We start from the raw sequence: 17,349 nt of genomic DNA on the forward strand, positions 1-17,349 counted from the left end.
AACTTCAGCTGACAACCAGGGGGAGTCAGCAGGACAAGCCGGGCTGATGACGCACGTGGGGACGCCACCAGCCCGGCGTAAGTCCCGAGCGAGGTGAAGGCTTCGGAGGGGTGGCCTTCACCTCGCTACTCTTTCAGCACCGCCGACTTGTCGAAGGCGTAGCCGACCATCCAGTGGGGCTGTAGGCGCAGGTAAACGATGTCGTCTCCCCAGCTCGACGGCGAACTGCCGTAGTGATTGGTGAGGTGCTCCTCGATCTGCGCGAAGTCAGGGTGCTTTGGGGTCAGGAACTCGACATTCCCATGGCTGAACACCCCGATCCGCTCCCCATCGACGTACGAGACGCTCGCCGCCGGCCGCCTCCTCAGCTGCTTGGCCTTCGCCGCCGACCCCGACGTCGTGAACACCCACCGCCCGTGCAGGAAGTGCCCGTCCACCGCACTGATCCGCGGCTCACCCCGCGCTGTCACCGTGGCGAGATTCAGCGTGCACATCCCGGTCAGAACCCGCACCAACTCCCCGGCATCCAGCCGGCGCGGATCCGTGATGATGTTCCGCAGATGCTCAGTCGACTGCGCGTACGCCGCGTCCAGCAGCCCCTGCAACTCGGTCACTTCCGCCTCTGTCTCCTTCATGTTGTGGAGTTTGGCACTGCGCTCGGACAGTTCAGGACGTGTCGCCCGGTCCAGCGCCTACCGCGCGGCACTCGGCGCGGCACCTCGCCGCATCGAGCACCTGCTCGCGGCGGCGCTGGACCGGGCGACACGTCCTGAACTGTCCGGTAACCTCGCTGCATGTCAGCCCGCGTGCAGGTCGTCACCGACTCGACGGCCGGTCTGTCCACGCACGAGGTGCTCCGCCACCCGCTGACCGTCGTACCGCTCCAGGTCGTGATCGGCGGCACGTCGTACGACGACGGCGCGACGTCGGCCGATGCGGTCGCGGAGGCGCTCAAGACCTTCACGCCCGTCTCGACCAGCCGGCCCGCGCCGCAGACGTTCGCCGACACGTACGCCGCCTGCGCTGCCGACGGCGCCGAGGCGGTGGTGTCGATCCACCTGTCCGGCGACATGTCCGGCACGTTCGAGGCCGCGATGATCGGGGCCAAGGAGTCGCCGATCCCGGTCCGCGTGGTCGACTCCCGCTCGCTCGGCATGGGCCTCGGCTTCCCGGTCCTCGCCGCGGCGGCCGCAGCCTCCGCCGGGGAGGACGCCGCCGCTGTCGAGGCAGCGGCACGCGCCACGATGAAGTTCACCTCGGCGTACTTCTACGTCGACACCCTCGAGTACCTCCGCCGCGGCGGCCGCATCGGCGCCGCCCAGGCCCTCTTCGGTACGGCGCTGGCCGTCAAACCGCTCCTCACGATCAGCGGCGGCCGCATCGTCCCCCTGGAAAAGGTCCGAACCTCCAGCCGAGCCATCGCCCGCCTCGCCGACATCGCCGTCAAACGCGCCGGCGACACCCCCGTCCAACTAGCCGTCCACCACCTGTCCAGCCTGGAAAAGGCCCAATCCCTAGCCGACGACCTATCCAACCGCCTCCCCAAGGCCGAAGAGATAGTCCTCCGCGAAGTAGGCGCCGTCATAGGCGCCCACGTAGGCCCCGGCCTCCTAGCAGTAGTAGTAAGCCCCCGCTAACCCGCGCCTACCGCAGGCGGTTCTCCACAGGTTTGAATTCGTGGGTTCACGGGCGTCGCGAACTCGTACTTTCTCTGGGTGTGAAGGTCTTCCGCCGTACCTCGATCCCCGAACCGGGCGCCCGAGAGCGAGCCCTGTCCCGCCTCACCGCCCACCCGCAGCCCCACCCCCGGCCGGCCCCCACGGACCTCTCGCCCGCCCAACCCTCCGTCGTCCGCGACCTCGACCAACCCGCGTACGCCGGCGGGCCCGGTGCTGACCTGCCCGCACACGCCGTCGTCCGCGACGCCGACCGACCCGCGCACACCGCTGTCCGCGACACCGATCAACCCGTGTACGCCGTTGAGCCTGGTGCCGACCAGCCCTCGCACGGCGACGCGTCCGGCTACGGCGAATCCCTTCACAACCTGACCGACCCCCGCCGCGATCACCCTCGCGACGACTACCTGGAGGAGCGTGATGATGAGGTGCGCGGTGGATGGATACCCGAACAGATCCGACCCGAACGACTCCGAGACGCCCGCTGGACCCTCACCCCACGCCACGTCCTGGTCCTACTCGCGGTACTCGCCATCGGCCTGTCCTGGGCCGCCTGGACCTTCCTCCGAGCCCGCCCCGAAACCCTCCCCACCACCCAACCCACCATCGCCACGACCGGCTCACCCGTCGCCCAACCAACCCCCAACCAGCCCCAATCCGGCACGAACCAATCCCCAGGAGCGAACCCGTCACCCGGCCCCACCCAACCGTCAGCCACGAACCAGCCCTCAGCCACGAACCAGCCCTCAGGCACCAATCAGCCCTCAGGCACCAATGAATCGCCGGGCACCAACCAGTCGCCGGGCACCGTCGGCTCGCCCGGCCAACCCCTCGTCGTCGTGTACGTCGCCGGCAAAGTCCGCCGCCCCGGCCTCGTCCGCGCACCCACCGGTTCACGCGTAGCCGACGTACTCGCCCTAGCCGGCGGCCCACTCCCCGGCGTAGACCTCACCACCCTCAACCTCGCCCGCCAGATCACAGACGGCGAACAAATCACCGTCGGTCTACCAACCCAACCCCCACCGACCACCCCACCAGGCGCAACCACCTCATCCACCCCGACCGCAACATCCACCGACCCCGTCAACCTCAACACCGCCACCCTCGCCCAGCTCGACGCCCTCCCCGGCGTCGGCCCCGTCCTGGCCCAACGCATCCTCGACTACCGCACCCAGAACGGCCCCTTCACCACCATCGACCAACTCCAAGAGGTCCCCGGCGTAGGCCCCAAAAAGTTCGACTCCCTAAAACCCCATGTCCACCTCTAACCCCACCTCCGACCCATCCGCCAAGCACCCCGCCACCCAACCGGCCCACGATCCACCCGCCGCCCAACCCGTCTGCGACCGACCCGCCGTCCAACCCGCCGCCGCCCCATCCGCCCCTGACCCCGCCACCCAACCTCCCTTTGACCGATCCGCCTCCCATCCGCAAGCAGCCGAACCCCGCGACCCGCAGACCGCTGAGCCGCACAACCCGTCAGCCGCTGGACCCCAGGACCCGCCAGCCGTGGAACCCCACGATTCGCCGACAGCCGGAACGCATGCCCCGGGGGCTGTCGAACCTCACGCCCCGCCGACTGCTGGATCGCATGCCCCGCCTGCCACCGAACCCGACGCCCCGCCGACCGCTGGACCGCATGCCCCGCCTGCCACCGAACCCGACGCCCCGCCGACCGCTGGACCGCATGCCCCGCCTGCCACCCAACCTGACGCCCTGCGGGCCCTGGAACCTCGCGACTCGACGGCCGCTGAGCTGCACGCGCGCGCCGCTGAAGCGCTGGATGCGAGGCTGTTGATTCCGGCTGCCGCGGGCTGGCTGGCGGCTGTCGTGCTGGTCGGGCAGCGTCCGCTCATCGCCGCTCTCGTCTCTGCCGTCGCGCTTGCCGTTGCCATCACCCTCGGCCTCGTCCTGCGCAACAACCCCACCCACCCGCGACGAACGATCGGCTGGGCAGCAGCCGGCTCCCTCGTCGTCATCGCCGGACTCGGCGTTGCAGCCGCCCTCCAATCCGCCACCCTCCGCAGCGGCCCGATCCGCGACCTCGCCGCCGCCTCCGCGACCGTCAACGTCCGCCTCAAAATCGAAGGAGACCCATCACTCCGCCAAAGCACAACCAGCCGCCGCCCGCCGTACGTAGTCGTCAAAGCAACCATCGAGGAGGTACGCACCCACTCGGGCTCAGCCGGCACAACCACAACCCGCATCCGTACGCCGGTCTTCGTCATCGGCACCACCAAGTGGCAGACCGTCAGATACGGCCAGCACGTCGACGCCACCGGGAGGTTGGAGGGTGTCGAAGACGGCTCGGACGTAGCCGCCATGCTCTCGACCCGCTCACCACCGCGAATCGTCGACGAACCACCTTGGTGGCTGCGCGCCGCCGAGCAGGTCCGCGCCGGCCTCCGCAAAGCCGTAGCCGACGAGCCTGACGACGTCCGCGGTCTCGTGCCCGCACTTGTGATGGGCGACGTCTCCGGGGTCTCCGCCGAACTGAACGCTGACTTCCAGGCCACCGGACTAACTCACCTCTCGGCCGTTTCCGGAACGAACCTCACGCTGTTGCTCGCGTTCGTTCTCCCGTTGGCGCGGCTGGCCGGGGTGCGTGCCCGCGGTCTGACCGTGGTCGGCGTGGTGATGGTCGTGGTCTTCGTCATCCTCGCCAGACCACAGCCGAGCGTTCTGCGAGCCGCCGCGATGGGACTGATCGCGCTGGCCGCGATGACCAGCGGGGGATCCGGGCGCCGCGCCGTACGCAGTCTGTCGGTTGCGGTGATCGTGTTGCTCCTGCTCGATACGTCATTGGCACGATCGGCCGGGTTCGCGTTGTCGGTGCTCGCGACCGCCGGCATTGTCCTGCTCGGACCAGGTTGGCGTGACGCGTTGGCGAGGTGGTTGCCGGGCTGGTTGGCGGATGCGATCTCGTGCCCGCTCGCTGCTCAGCTCGCATGTACGCCGGTCGTCGCGTGGCTCTCGGGACAGGTATCGCTGGTCGCGGTCGCCGCCAACCTGTTGGCCGGACCAGCCGTTGGTCCGGCGACGATCCTCGGCTTCATCGCGGCCGGAGTCGCCTTGCTGAGCACCGAACTGGCTCAACTCGTCGGCTGGGCCGCGGGATGGCCCGCTCGCTGGATCATCCTGGTCGCCCGCGAAGGCGCGGACCTCCCAGGGGCAGCCAACGCCTGGCCGGCAACCGCGGTCGGGATCGTCGTCCTCACCCTGCTCTGCCTGGCACTCGTGCTCGGCCTGCACCGCATCCTGGCCCGTCCGATCGCGATGATCCTGGCGGTCGTCGTACTGGCCGTCGTCGTACTGCGTCCCGTCGGCTCGCTCGGTTGGCCGCCCGACGACTGGCTCTTCGTTGTTTGTGACGTGGGCCAGGGAGACGGCCTTGTGCTCAGAGCAGGTGAAGATACGGCGGTCGTCGTCGACACCGGGCCGGATCCGGCCGCGATGGATCGATGCCTGCGGGACCTGGGGATCAAGCACATCCCGGTGCTCGTACTCAGTCACTTCCATGCCGATCACGTCGGCGGGCTGGCCGGCGTACTGAACGGACGGAAGGTCGACGAGATCGAGGTGACGCCGTACTTCTCGCCACGGGCGGAGTACAACCGGGTGGTCGAGCTCGCGGCTCACCATGGGATCGGCGTTCGGACAGTCACGTTCCACGAGAAGCGGGTGGTTGGTCAGCTGAGTTGGACGACGCTCTGGCCGGCTCGGGTGCCGGCGCTACCTCCGCCCGGTACGTCGTCGGCGACATCGTCGGATGAAGGTTCGCCGGAGAACAACGCCAGCATCGCGATGATGGTCGAGGTCGCCGGTCTCCGCATCCTGCTCACCGGAGACCTCGAACCCGAGTCCCAGCGAGCCGTCCTCGCATCAGGCGTCGATCTGCGGGCAGACGTGCTGAAGGTCCCACACCACGGTTCAGCACAGCAGGAGCCGGAGTTCATCTCGGCGACCCACGCCCGCCTGGCCCTCATCTCCGCCGGCCGCGACAACGACTACGGCCACCCGGCCCCCAGGACCCTGGAACTCCTGTCCCACGACGCCATCCGCACCGCCACCACCAACATCAGCGGCCCCCTCACCGTCACCAACACCGACAACCACCTAGCCCTCACCACAACCCATCCCGCCCCATGACCACACCAGCCGGGCGGTTGGGTCTACGAGAAAGTGACGGCGGAGGTGGGGACTGTGTTTTCGGGTTGGTTGCCGAGGGACCAGGCGGCTACTCGGGAGACTACGTGGGCTGGGATTTGGTCTGAGACTCCTGGGACTGCGGGGATGTTGTAGGTGCCGTGCGCGTCGTGTGGGAGGACTACGCGATAGCCACGGGCCAGTGCCGTCTTCGAGGTTGCGGCTACGCACATCTCGGACATGACGCCGCAGATGGCCAGCGACCGTACGCCGGCCGACACCAGGATCTCCCCGAGTGCCGTCCCATCGAAGCCGTCATCCCGCGGCTTCCGGACCACGTGCTCGCGCGACCCGGGCTTCACCGGCAGGTACAGCTCCCAGCCCGGCGTCTCCGGCTCGTCATCCGCACCAGGAGGCCCGTCGTTCTGCAGATGTACGACGACCGCGCCCGCTTCACGCGCTCGCTCCAACAACTCACCCACCCGCGCCAGCAGTTGCTCCGCTCCAGGTACGGCATCCGGGCCCGAGACGAACGCGGTCTGCAGGTCCACGACGATCAACGCGTCGGCAGGCTGGGTCATGGGGTCATCCTGGTTGATTTGGCGAGGGTGCGCATTCGGATTGTCGGGGCGGCGTGGGATGCTGGCTCGGTGGCTGCTCGTAGGGGTTCTGCGCCGAAGCTTGGTGATGTGTTGCTGGTGACCGGGGCCGAGTCGTTCCTTGCGGATCGGGCGGTGCGGTCGGCGATCGCGGCGGTGTCGAAGGACGCTCCCGGGGTCGAGGCGACCGACGTCGATGCGGCCACGTTGGATATCGGGGTGTTCGCCGAGCTCACCGGGCCGTCGTTGTTCGCGAGCGAGCGGGTGCTGGTGATGCGATCGCTGGAGAACCTGCCGAGCGAGATGGTGCCGCACCTGCTCGAGTACGCCGGGTCGCCGTCGGACGACGTACTCGCGGTGCTCGTGCACTCGGGCGGTCAGAAGGGCAAAGGCGTTCTCGACAAGTTGCGGAAGGCATCGGTCAACGAGGTCGTCGCGACGGCGCCGAAGGCTTGGGAGTTGCCGCAGTTCGTGGCTGGGGAGATCCGGTTGCACGGCGGGACTGTCGACGAGGGCGCGGCGTCGGCGCTGGTGGACGCGGTCGGGCATGACCTGCGGGCCTTGGCCGGGGCGTGTTCGCAGCTGGTGTCAGACTCTGGCGGTCAAGCGGTGACGGCCGAGCTCATCGGGCAGTACTTCGGTGGGCGTGCCGAGGTTACGAGCTTCGCGGTCGCCGACGCGGCGATTGCCGGGCGGACCGAGCCGGCGCTGGAGCAGCTGCGCTGGGCGTTGGACTGCGGGGTCGCGCCGGTGCTCGTCACGAGTGCGATGGCGGGCGGGTTGCGCGGGCTGGCGAAGTACTCGAGTGCGCCGAGTGGGATGCGCGAGGCGGATCTGGCGCGCGAGGTCGGCGTACCGCCGTGGAAGCTCAAGCAACTCAAGCAGCAGTCCCGTGGCTGGACTCCCGGCGGACTCGCGACCGCGATCAAGGCCGTTGCTCAGGCCGACGCCGACGTCAAGGGTGCCTCCGGCGACGCCGGGTACGCCCTGGAGCGCATGGTCCTCACCATCACCCGAGCCCACGGCCGCCGCTAACCGCGACCCCGCCGCCGCCGGGAGACCACCCGTCGGGAGACCGGCACCCGGCGCCCGGGGACTGCTGGCCGGAGGCCGCCGCTAACCGCGCACCCTCCTCGCGGCCGGGAGACCAGCGCCCCGGCGCCGGGGCTGCCGGAGGCCGATGCTAACCGCGCGCCTTCGTTGCCCGGGAGACCACTGCCTGGCGCCAGGCGCCTTGGAGGCTGCTTCCCGGTGGCCGCTGGCTTGAGCTCTGGTCGTGGCGCGGAGGCCGCCGTCGCGGGTGAACTCGCCGCTGGTCGGCGTTCGGAGACCGGGGTTGAGCTGGGGTTGGGCATGCAAAAACGATCGGCCGGTCGTTGGGGACGGGCCGATCGTTCTGGGGGCCGCGCGGCAGGCGCGCGGCCGGGGCCTCAGAGGGAGGCGGCCTTCTTGAAGAGGGCCGACTTCCGGTTGGCAGCCTGGTTGGCGTGGATGACGCCCTTGCTGACGGCCTTGTCGAGCAGGCGGCCGGCCTTGCGGGCGGTCTCCTGAGCCTTGTCGGCCTCACCGGCGTCGACGGCCTCGTGGAAGCGGCGCACAGCCGTCTTGAGGGTCGACTTCACCGACTTGTTGCGAAGTCGCGCAGCCTCGTTCTGGCGGTTGCGCTTGATCTGGGACTTGATGTTCGCCACGAAGAAGAGCCTCGATCAGGTGTGTGCGGTCAATACGGAAGGTGTCGCGGCGCACGGCTATACACCGCCCCGTGGGCGCGCGAACAGCCAGATTACCAACAAGCTGACCCCAGCTCCAAACTCACTCCGCCTGGAGCGCCGACTCGGCGGCGGATTTCAGCCGTACGAGAGTGGTGTGGATCCCGTCCACGTTGCGCGGAGTGCGGTTTCCGAAGACCGGGCGGAAGACCGCTCGAAGGACCCTCGGGCGGTGGTCGGTCCACGATTCGGTGACCTCGCAGCCGCTCGCGGTCGGGGTGAACGAGTAGTCCCAGAGCGAGATCGGGATCGGCCCGAAGTGGATGGAGAACGCGAACCGGCGGCCCGGCTCGGCGGCCACGACCCGCCCGAAGGTGAACCAGCGCACAAAGCCCACCCGGTTGTGGCCGATGAAGCGCTCCCCGGCGACCGTCCAGGTGACGCGGGTGCACTCCGGGCTCCACTCGCCCATCCGAGGTAGATCGGAGACCAATGAATAAAGGGATGCGGGCGTGGCGGCCACCGAGATCGACTCGGTCAGATCAGGCATCGGGTTTTCCCTTGCTGTTGGCATCGGCCTGCTGGAGTGAGGGTGACACTGTCGGCGGCTGACGGCATACTCAGGGCCCCGCGAGCCAACGCTCCACCATCGCGCCGTCCAGCCCTGGAGGATCTCCGTGACCCGCAAACGCCAGGCGATCATCGTCGCCTCAGCGCTGATCGCCGCAACCGCCGGCGTGCCGCTGCTGGTGAACGCCGCCAACGCCAGCCAACCGGCGAGCCAGGCGAGCCGAACCGCCGACCCCGACGTCAAGCGCTCCGAGACCGGTTCGTACATCGTCCAGCTCGACGACTCCCCGGTCGCGGAGTACGACGGCGACATCGCCGGCCTCGCCGCCACCAAGGTCGCGCCCGGCGGCAAGCTGCTGAAGACCGCCGCCCCGGTGATCAACTACGTCAAGCACCTGGCGAGCGAGCGCGACGAGCTGACCAGCAACAGCAACGTCAAGAAGCTCTACGACTACAACTACACGTACGCCGGTTTCTCCGCCGAGATGTCGTACGACGACGCGGTCAAGCTGGCGAAGTCGTCCGGGGTGAAGAGCGTCGAGCCGAGCGAGATCGAGCACGCCGACACCGTCGACACGCCGCGCTTCCTCGGCCTGTCCGGCAAGGGCGGCGCGTGGCAGCAGGCCGGCGGTGTCGACAAGGCCGGTGACGGCGTGATCATCGGCATGATCGACTCCGGGTACACCCCGGAGCGCCCGAGCTTCGCGCCGATCAAGACCACCAAGCAGTCCGACGCGATCATCGCGAAGAAGTGGAAGGGCACCTGCCAGGCCGGCGAGGAAGCGCCCGTCACCTGCAACAACAAGGTGATCGGCGCCCGGTACTTCGACAAGGGCATCGGCACCCGCCCGATCCCCGAGGAGTACAAGTCGCCGCGCGACTACGGCGGCCACGGCACGCACACCGCAAGCACCGCTGCCGGCAACTACGGCGTCGAGATGAGCGTCATGGGCCGCGACTACGGCAAGGGCTCCGGGATGGCGCCGCATGCCCGCCTCGCGATCTACAAGGCCTTGTGGGCGGTCGACGCGACTGGTGGCGGCAGCGGTACGGACGCCGACATCGTGGCCGCGATCGATGCCGCGGTCGCGGACGGCGTGGACGTCATCAACTACTCGATCTCCGGCAGCGGATCGTCGTACGTGAATGCGACCGGGCTCGCTTTCCTCAGGGCCGCCAAGGCGGGGGTGTTCGTCGCGACCAGCGCCGGCAACACCGGTCCGGGCGAGGCGACGGTCGGCAAGACGTACCCGTGGGTGACATCGGTTGCCAACGGCACCCATGATCGCGACATCCAGACCACGGTCACGCTCGGCAACGGCAAGTCCTACACCGGCGCGGGCATCGGCGCCGGCGTGCCGCAAACCCCGGTGATCCTGGCCAAGGACGCAGGCCTCGCAGGCGCCGACCCGACGAACCTGACGCTCTGCCAGGCCGGCACGCTCGACCCGGCGAAGGTCAAGGGCAAGATCGTCGTCTGCGACCGTGGTGTGAACGCCCGCGTCGACAAGAGCCTGCAGGTGAAGAACGCCGGCGGCGTCGGCATGATCCTGCTCAACATCACCCCTGGCACCCTGGACTCCGACCTGCACACGGTCCCCACCGTCCACCTCGACGACACCAAGGCTCCAGAGGTCAAGGCGTACGTCGGCGGCACCGCCGGCCCGACCGCGACCATCAGCGCGGGTACGCCGGTCCGCGTGACCGCACCGATGGTGGCCGCCTCGTCGAGCCGCGGCCCGTCCCCGGCCGGCAACGGCGACCTGCTCAAGCCGGACGTCATGGCACCGGGCACGAACGTCCTGGCCGCGACGACCGCGTTCAGCGCAGCCGGTGGCGAATACGCGTTCATGAGCGGTACGTCGATGTCCACGCCGCACATCGCCGGCATCGCCGCCGTACTGAAGGCCAAGCACCCGACGTGGTCCCCGATGGCGATCAAGTCCGCGATGATGACGACCGCGACCGACAAGGACACGGCAGGCAAGCCGATCAAGAACGACTCCGGCTCGCAGGCCAACCCGTTCGGGTACGGCGCCGGCCTCGTGCAGCCGAAGCTGGGTATGGATCCCGGCCTGGTCTACGACTCGACGTACACCGACTGGACGAAGTTCGTCTGCGGCTCCGGTCAGGTTCCCGCAACACACGAGCTGTGCGCCAACGGCAAGATCGACCTGAGCGACCTCAACTACCCGACGATCGCGATCGGCGACCTGGCCGGCAAGCAGACCGTGACCAGGACCGTGACGAACGTCGGCAAGCTGCCCGAGGTCTACTTCCCGAAGGTCGACGGCCTGAAGGGACTCAAGGTGACGGTCTCGCCGCAGATCCTGATCACGCTCCCCGGCCGCAGTACGACGTACAAGGTGACGTTCGAGAACAGTGGCGCGCCGCTCGAGCAGTACTCGTTCGGCCGCATGGTCTGGAAGTCCGCGAAGCATTCCGTGGCCAGCACGCTGGCGATCAAGCCGCTCACGGTGAAGGCGCCGACGCAGGTCAACGGCACCGGGACCGCAGGGTCCGTCGAGGTCCCGGTCACGGCCGGGTACGCCGGGACGCTCAACACGACCGCTGTCGGGCTGGACGCGGCCACGGTCGGCGAGGCCGCGCTGAAGAACCCGGGTGGCGTGGCGTTCCCGACGACGGCGCCGAAGGCCAACGACCACGTCGCGAAGTTCACGGTCAACGTCCCGGCCGGTACGACGCACGCCAGGTTCTCCACATTCGACGCCGACTACCCGGCGGGCACAGACCTGGATGTGTTCGTCTACCAAGCCGGGACGACCACTCTGCTCGGTAGCAGCACAGGTGGTTCGGCAGAAGAGGAGGTCAACCTCCCACGGCCGGCAGGTGGCCAGGTGGACGTGTACGTCGACCTGTACGCCGGAGCGAACGAGCAGACCGTAAAGCTCAACCACTGGGAGCTCCAGAAGGCTGCAGGCAACCTGACGGCCACACCGGCCACCCAACAGGTGCAGGTGGCCGGTGCGGCAACTGTCACTGCTAACTGGACTGGGCTAACCGCCGGCACTAGGTACCTGGGTCAGCTTCGCTTCACCGACGGCGCAGACGGCTCCGGCTCGACCATCATCCGAGTAGACAGCTAGGGCTGTACTTGGCGGATGGTCTCGTCAGGCTTGGCGGTCGCGACCTGCTTGCATTCGCCAGTTGCGACGGCGCAGCGGAACAGCTTCTGAGCCGGACCGGACTCGTCGACCACGATCAGGTTGGCCGGGTCCTCGAAGATCCCGTTCTCGAACCACTTCGCCGTTGCCGGGAGCCTCAGCTTGGTGACCTTCCCAGTGGCGATGTCGACGGCGACCCCGGTGCTGATGGTCATCGTCGCCCCGTCCGGTGACACCGTCACGTACGGCGCGGCCACGGTGGCCTTGAAGCAGTACTCACGCTTCGCTTCGAGCCCCTTGGCTCCCAGCGTGGCAGCTGTGACGCAGGCCTGGTTGCCCTTGTAGGTGATGCGCGTGACGATGTTGTTGCTGCGCGTCACGTCGAGGGTGTATGCGCTGAATGTCCCGACAGTCCGGACGTCCGTCGATCCGGGCTTCCAGAGCTTCACGGCCACGGGGTTCGGAGAGTGCTCGCTCATCCAGATGCCGTCCTTGTTCCAGCCGATGAGTTCGAGGTTCGGGATCTTGACGGTGAGGCTCGCCACCTCCTTGCCTGTCCTGATGTCGACGACGACCACTCGATTGTCCGTCCGGCCGTACTTCGAGAGCGCGACCGCGATCTGTGTCCCGTCGGGTGAGACCCGTGGGGCGTCGCCCCCGAGCGGTCCGATCGGCCGGACCTTGCCGGTCGGCGAGAGGACGGCGACCTGTGCCTTGTCCGGATCGGGATAACCAGAGGTGACGAGCCAGCCGCCCTCGGTCCGCGCGACGACGTTGCCCTTCAGACCCGGGTTCTTGACCGTCTTGCCGCCATCGTGGAGCAGGGCCCACCAGGTGTCGAGTGGGTTGTCCGGGTTGTTCTGGACGAGGGTCGTGTACGGGATCAGGGGCGCCCCGGTCGAAACCGGGCCTTGGGCCGGCAGACCGGCCACGGACGGTTGGTCGTCGTGCTTGGCCAGGCCGTGCAGGTAAGGCACAGCCAGGGTCAGTACCGCCGCGATGCCGGCCGCAGCGACCGCCATCGGCACCCAGCGACGGCGGGTGGACGTGCCGGTGCTGTCCAGCTCCAGGCCGGGTCCGTTGGCGGAGTCCGGCACGGTGTCGGCCTTGGCGTGCAGGTAGTCGCGCAGGCGGGTCTCGGTGTCGTTCATCGGAGTTCCTCGAGTTTCTTGGTGAGAGCCGTGAGGCCGCGCGACGCGGTTGCCCTGGCGGTGGATGCGCTGATGCCGAGGATCTCGGCGATCTCCTCGAACGGGAGGTCGAGGTAGTAGCGCAGGACGAGCACCTCGCGGGGGCGGGTGGACAGCCCCTGGAGCGCCCGTCGTACCTCCTCGCGTTCCTCTCCGAGGACGGCGGTGCTCTCCGCGGAGTCCTGCGGCGCCTGGTGCGGCGGGGTGTAGAGCCTGGCCACTCGGCGGCGCCGGAGCGCGGACCGGCTCGCGTTGAGCACGGTCGAACGCAGGTACCCGAGCGCCTTGTCGGAGTCCTTGAGCGGCCATCGCCGGTACAGCTGGGCGAAGGCCTCCTGGACTATGTCTTCGGCTGTCTGTCGGTCATCGATCACCAGGACGGCCAGGCGCACGAGACCGCGCCACTCCCGGCCGTACAGCGCTGTCACGGCGTCACGTGCCTCGTCGCCGGCCGCCACCTGGTGAGGATGCTGCTCGATACTCACCACTAGATTCGTCACACCCTGAGAGACGTCCGTCTGCCGGGAACGCTGCATCAGAGCCGGTGGCGTACCCAGTCGAGGTGGGCGAGGGCGCTCTCCCGCTGCCATGACCTCATAGTGGGGATCCCAGGGGGCGCCGGCTGCGCCGAACCCCACCACAGCCCGCCTCCGACGGCCGCGATGAACCCGGTGATCGCCTCGTCGTCAGGCAGGTCCGGCAGTACGACGGAACCCCGCATCTCCGCGTGCAGGATGACTGTGTCCGTCCAGCGGGGTGCCAGCCCCGGATGCGCCCAGTCGATGAACACCACCCGGTCGTCGGTCAGGATGATGTTGTCGGCCCGCAGGTCGTAGTGCGCCAGCGCCTTACCCTCGGCCAGCGCGCGGAGCCCGGTGCGCGCCAGTTCCGCGAACACCTCGGGATCAACCCAGGACGGTACGGCGAGACCGTCCTCCAGCACGTTGTTCCAGCGGCTCAGGAAGTCGTGGCTCCGGACGGCGACCACAGGCGCATCCGGCCACGGCGACGGGTCCAGTACGTCGGTCAGCTCCGCCAGCGCGTCCAGGACCCGGTCTGCGTCGGCCTGCTCCCACGGGTGCGCAGGCAGTCGCCCGGAGATGTCCTCGAACAGCATCCCGACCCAGTCGCCGTCGTCGTACACGTCGTACAGCCGCGGAGCCATCGGGAGCGGGCCGATGGCCTGCATGGCGGTGATCTCCTTGTGGAACAGCTCCGGAGTTTTGGGGTTCAGCGACATACCGACGGCCTTGACGAAGGCGCGGCGGCCGGAGGCGGTCACCAGGCGGGCGGCGACGCCGGGGGAGAATCCGCCCTGCTGTGTGGCGGCCGACACCACCGTTGAGCCGAGCGCGCGCTCGACCCAGTCCCGGACCTGCGCGGGCATCTTCTCGTAGGGCAGCCTGACCCCAGCAGCATGCGCCATACCGAACCACGCTATCGGGCCCTCGCTAGTGATTTTCGAATCTGCTGGACCCGCATGGGATGATTGACCGGATATCACCCAAGACCAGAACTGGATCCCCTCCGTGCCCGTTGGCCCCACGAATGTGCCGCAGCCGGGTCGTACCGACCCGTCGCTGATCCGGAACTTCTGCATCATCGCCCACATCGACCACGGCAAGTCGACGCTGGCCGATCGGATGCTGCAGATCACCGGTGTGGTCGACGACCGCTCGATGCGGGCGCAGTACCTCGATCGGATGGATATCGAGCGTGAGCGCGGCATCACGATCAAGTCGCAGGCGGTCCGGCTCCCGTTCGCACCGGCTGCGGACACCCCGGGCGGTCTGCTGGCGCCGGACGGTACGACGTACATCCTGAACATGATCGACACGCCGGGTCACGTCGACTTCACGTACGAAGTCTCGCGGTCGCTCGAAGCGTGTGAAGGCGCCGTCCTGCTGGTCGACGCGGCGCAGGGGATCGAGGCGCAGACCCTGGCGAACCTGTACCTCGCACTGGGCGCGGACCTGCACATCATCCCGGTGCTGAACAAGATCGACCTGCCCAGCGCCCAGCCGGAGAAGTACGCCGCGGAGCTGGCCCACATCATCGGCTGCGACCCGTCCGACGTACTCAGGGTCTCCGCGAAGACCGGTGAGGGCGTCGAGGACCTGCTGAGCGAGATCGTCGCGCAGATCGAGCCGCCGAAGGGCGTCAAGGACGCTCCGCCGCGGGCACTGATCTTCGACTCGGTCTACGACACCTACCGCGGCGTGGTCACTTACGTCCGGGTCGTGGACGGCGAGCTCACCCACCGGGACCGGATCAAGATGATGTCGACCGGTGCGGTGCACGAGATGCTCGAGGTCGGCGTGATCTCCCCGGAGCCGGCGAAGTCGCGGAGCATCGGCGTCGGCGAGGTCGGCTACCTGATCACCGGCGTGAAGGACGTCCGCCAGTCCCGGGTCGGTGACACGGTCACCGCGGCCGTGCACGGCGCGACCGAGGCGCTCGGCGGCTACAAGCACCCCCAACCGATGGTGTACTCCGGGCTCTTCCCGATCGACGGTGACGACTACCCGACGCTGCGCGACGCCCTCGAACGCCTGCAGCTGAACGACGCCGCCCTGCAGTACGAGCCCGAGACCTCGGGCGCGCTCGGGTTCGGCTTCCGCTGCGGGTTCCTCGGGCTGCTGCACATGGAGATCGTCCGCGAGCGGCTCGAGCGTGAGTTCGACCTGGATCTGATCTCCACCGCGCCGAACGTGGTCTACCGGGTCGAGATGGAGGACGGCAAGGAGTACGTCGTCACCAACCCGAGCGAGTTCCCCGAAGGCAAGATCGCCGATATCTACGAGCCGGTCGTCCGCGCGACGATCCTGAGCCCGAAGGACTTCATCGGCGTCATCATGGAGCTCTGCCAGTCCAAGCGGGGCAACCTGCTCGGCATGGAGTACCTGTCCGAGGACCGGGTCGAGCTGCGCTACACACTGCCGCTGGCCGAGATCGTCTTCGACTTCTTCGACCAGCTGAAGTCGAAGACCAAGGGCTACGCGTCGCTGGACTACGAGCCCACCGGTGAGCAGTCGGCTGCGCTGGTCAAGGTCGACATCCTGCTGCAGGGCGAGACGGTCGACGCGTTCTCCGCGATCGTGCACCGCGACAACGCCTATGCGTACGGCGTCGCGCTGGCCGGCAAGCTGAAGGAACTGATCCCGAGGCAGCAGTTCGAGGTGCCGATCCAGGCCGCGATCGGGTCCCGGATCATCGCCCGCGAGTCGATCCGCGCGATGCGCAAGGACGTGCTGGCGAAGTGCTACGGCGGTGACATCACCCGGAAGCGCAAGCTGCTCGAGAAGCAGAAGGAAGGCAAGAAGCGGATGAAGATGGTCGGCCGCGTAGAGGTCCCGCAAGAGGCCTTCATCGCCGCCCTCCGCACCTCCGAACCAGTTGAGAAAGCAGGCAAGAAGTAGGTGCCGGTCGAGATCCCACCCGGCCTGCTTGCGGTTGCTACGCGTGGGCAGGACTGGGCGGAGTGGCTCGATCGGCTGCCGCGGTTGTTGCGCGACCTGCTCGACGAGTGGTCGTTGCGGGTCGACGGTACGGCGGCGTACGGCAACTGTGCGATCGTCGTACCGGTGCTGGCCGACGGGCAGCGCGCCGTACTCAAGGTGCAGTTCCCGCACTGGGAGGCCGAGACCGAGCATCTCGCCTTGCGAACGTGGGCAGGCAACGGCGCAGTACAGCTGCTGCGTGCGGACCCGCGGCGGTTCGCCTTGCTGCTGGAGCGGTTGGAGTCGCGCGACCTGACCACGATCGGCGCACTGGACGCCTGCGAGATCGTTGGCCAAACCTACAAACGGCTGCATGTCGCCGCGGGCCCGCAGTACCGGCCGTTGTCGGGGGAGCTGAAGCGCTGGGTCGAGGGCTTCCGCAGGTTGCCCGCGTCGGCGCCGGTGCCGCATCGGTACGTCGAGCAGGCGATCTCGTTGGCGGAGGACTTCATCGCCGACCCGGCCACCGACGGCAAGCTGATCCACACCGACCTGCACTACGAGAACATGCTCGCCGCGGAACGTGAGCCGTGGCTGGTGATCGACCCGAAGCCGCTCTCCGGTGACCCGCACTTCGAGGTCGCGCCGCTGATCTGGAACCGCTGGGAGGAAATCGCGGGCGATCTCCGGTTTGCCGTCCGGCAGCGGTTCTACTCGGCGATCGACGCGGCCGGTTTCGACGAGGATCGCGCTCGCGACTGGGTGATCGTCCGGCAGATGCTCAACGTGCTCGGCACGCTCGAGAACAGCGACGGCACGCTGCCGCAGGACTGGCTCACCCGCAATATCGCCATCGTCAAAGCCATCCAGGACTGACAGGCCGAGCGGAGCGTG

At 68.3% G+C, this 17,349-nt stretch carries 14 protein-coding genes; 7 read left to right on the forward strand and 7 right to left on the reverse strand.

Annotation, left to right across the window (positions count from 1 at the left end; genetic code table 11):
• Positions 1 to 125: 125 nt before the first annotated feature.
• Entirely contained in the window at positions 126 to 635 is a 510-nt protein-coding gene (locus tag ACQPYH_RS13435; RefSeq protein ID WP_432890762.1) for a pyridoxamine 5'-phosphate oxidase family protein, read from the reverse strand.
• Between the two features lie 159 nt (positions 636 to 794).
• Between ACQPYH_RS13435 and ACQPYH_RS13440 the strand changes: the two genes are divergently transcribed.
• From ACQPYH_RS13440 to ACQPYH_RS13450, 3 genes are all read left to right on the forward strand, one after another.
• Positions 795 to 1,637: a DegV family protein gene (locus ACQPYH_RS13440; RefSeq protein ID WP_432890765.1), complete on the forward strand. Its 843-nt coding sequence runs from the start codon at positions 795 to 797 to the stop codon at positions 1,635 to 1,637.
• A gap of 80 nt (positions 1,638 to 1,717) precedes the next feature.
• The gene (locus ACQPYH_RS13445) at positions 1,718 to 2,944 is read left to right on the forward strand and encodes a helix-hairpin-helix domain-containing protein (protein WP_432890768.1); all 1,227 of its coding nucleotides are present in this window, start codon (positions 1,718 to 1,720) and stop codon (positions 2,942 to 2,944) included.
• 526 nt (positions 2,945 to 3,470) lie between these two features.
• Positions 3,471 to 5,825 (forward strand): ComEC/Rec2 family competence protein, encoded by a 2,355-nt coding sequence (locus ACQPYH_RS13450; protein ID WP_432890771.1) that lies wholly within the window; start codon positions 3,471 to 3,473, stop codon positions 5,823 to 5,825.
• Between the two features lie 23 nt (positions 5,826 to 5,848).
• Here ACQPYH_RS13450 and ACQPYH_RS13455 read toward each other — a convergent pair whose 3' ends face one another.
• A complete protein-coding gene (locus ACQPYH_RS13455; protein ID WP_432890774.1) occupies positions 5,849 to 6,403 on the reverse strand; it encodes an isochorismatase family protein in 555 nt (184 codons plus the stop codon).
• A gap of 69 nt (positions 6,404 to 6,472) precedes the next feature.
• Between ACQPYH_RS13455 and holA the strand changes: the two genes are divergently transcribed.
• Complete coding sequence (holA, locus tag ACQPYH_RS13460; protein WP_432890777.1) at positions 6,473 to 7,456, forward strand: DNA polymerase III subunit delta; 984 nt, start codon at positions 6,473 to 6,475, stop codon at positions 7,454 to 7,456.
• 395 nt (positions 7,457 to 7,851) lie between these two features.
• On the opposite strand, the gene rpsT is transcribed toward holA, so the two are convergent.
• Positions 7,852 to 8,112 (reverse strand): 30S ribosomal protein S20, encoded by a 261-nt coding sequence (gene rpsT / locus ACQPYH_RS13465; RefSeq protein ID WP_130447203.1) that lies wholly within the window; start codon positions 8,110 to 8,112, stop codon positions 7,852 to 7,854.
• Positions 8,113 to 8,233: 121 nt separating this feature from the next.
• Entirely contained in the window at positions 8,234 to 8,680 is a 447-nt protein-coding gene (locus ACQPYH_RS13470) for an SRPBCC family protein (protein ID WP_432890781.1), read from the reverse strand.
• A 127-nt stretch (positions 8,681 to 8,807) separates the two neighbouring features.
• Between ACQPYH_RS13470 and ACQPYH_RS13475 the strand changes: the two genes are divergently transcribed.
• Positions 8,808 to 11,807 carry a S8 family serine peptidase gene (locus ACQPYH_RS13475; protein WP_432890784.1) on the forward strand — a complete coding sequence of 1,000 codons (3,000 nt, stop codon included), beginning with the start codon at positions 8,808 to 8,810 and terminating at the stop codon, positions 11,805 to 11,807.
• On the opposite strand, the gene ACQPYH_RS13480 is transcribed toward ACQPYH_RS13475, so the two are convergent.
• Genes ACQPYH_RS13480 through ACQPYH_RS13490 form a run of 3 tightly spaced genes read right to left on the reverse strand, consistent with a single transcriptional unit; the run spans position 11,804 to position 14,441 of the window.
• Positions 11,804 to 12,976 (reverse strand): hypothetical protein, encoded by a 1,173-nt coding sequence (locus ACQPYH_RS13480; RefSeq protein WP_432890787.1) that lies wholly within the window; start codon positions 12,974 to 12,976, stop codon positions 11,804 to 11,806. The genes ACQPYH_RS13475 and ACQPYH_RS13480 overlap by 4 nt on opposite strands.
• Positions 12,973 to 13,515: a sigma-70 family RNA polymerase sigma factor gene (locus ACQPYH_RS13485; protein WP_432890790.1), complete on the reverse strand. Its 543-nt coding sequence runs from the start codon at positions 13,513 to 13,515 to the stop codon at positions 12,973 to 12,975. Before ACQPYH_RS13485 ends, ACQPYH_RS13480 begins: the two co-directional genes overlap by 4 nt.
• Positions 13,516 to 13,550: 35 nt before the next feature.
• The gene (locus ACQPYH_RS13490) at positions 13,551 to 14,441 is read right to left on the reverse strand and encodes a hypothetical protein (RefSeq protein ID WP_432890793.1); all 891 of its coding nucleotides are present in this window, start codon (positions 14,439 to 14,441) and stop codon (positions 13,551 to 13,553) included.
• 103 nt (positions 14,442 to 14,544) lie between these two features.
• On the opposite strand from ACQPYH_RS13490, the gene lepA reads away from it, so the two are divergent.
• Both lepA and ACQPYH_RS13500 read left to right on the forward strand, forming a co-directional pair.
• Complete coding sequence (gene lepA / locus ACQPYH_RS13495) at positions 14,545 to 16,434, forward strand: translation elongation factor 4 (RefSeq protein ID WP_432890796.1); 1,890 nt, start codon at positions 14,545 to 14,547, stop codon at positions 16,432 to 16,434.
• Positions 16,435 to 17,331, forward strand: coding sequence for an aminoglycoside phosphotransferase family protein (locus ACQPYH_RS13500; RefSeq protein ID WP_432890799.1), 897 nt, complete (start codon positions 16,435 to 16,437; stop codon positions 17,329 to 17,331).
• Positions 17,332 to 17,349: the final 18 nt, after the last annotated feature.

The sequence above is a fragment of the Kribbella sp. CA-245084 genome, assembly GCF_050942355.1.
In the GTDB taxonomy this organism is placed as follows: domain Bacteria; phylum Actinomycetota; class Actinomycetes; order Propionibacteriales; family Kribbellaceae; genus Kribbella.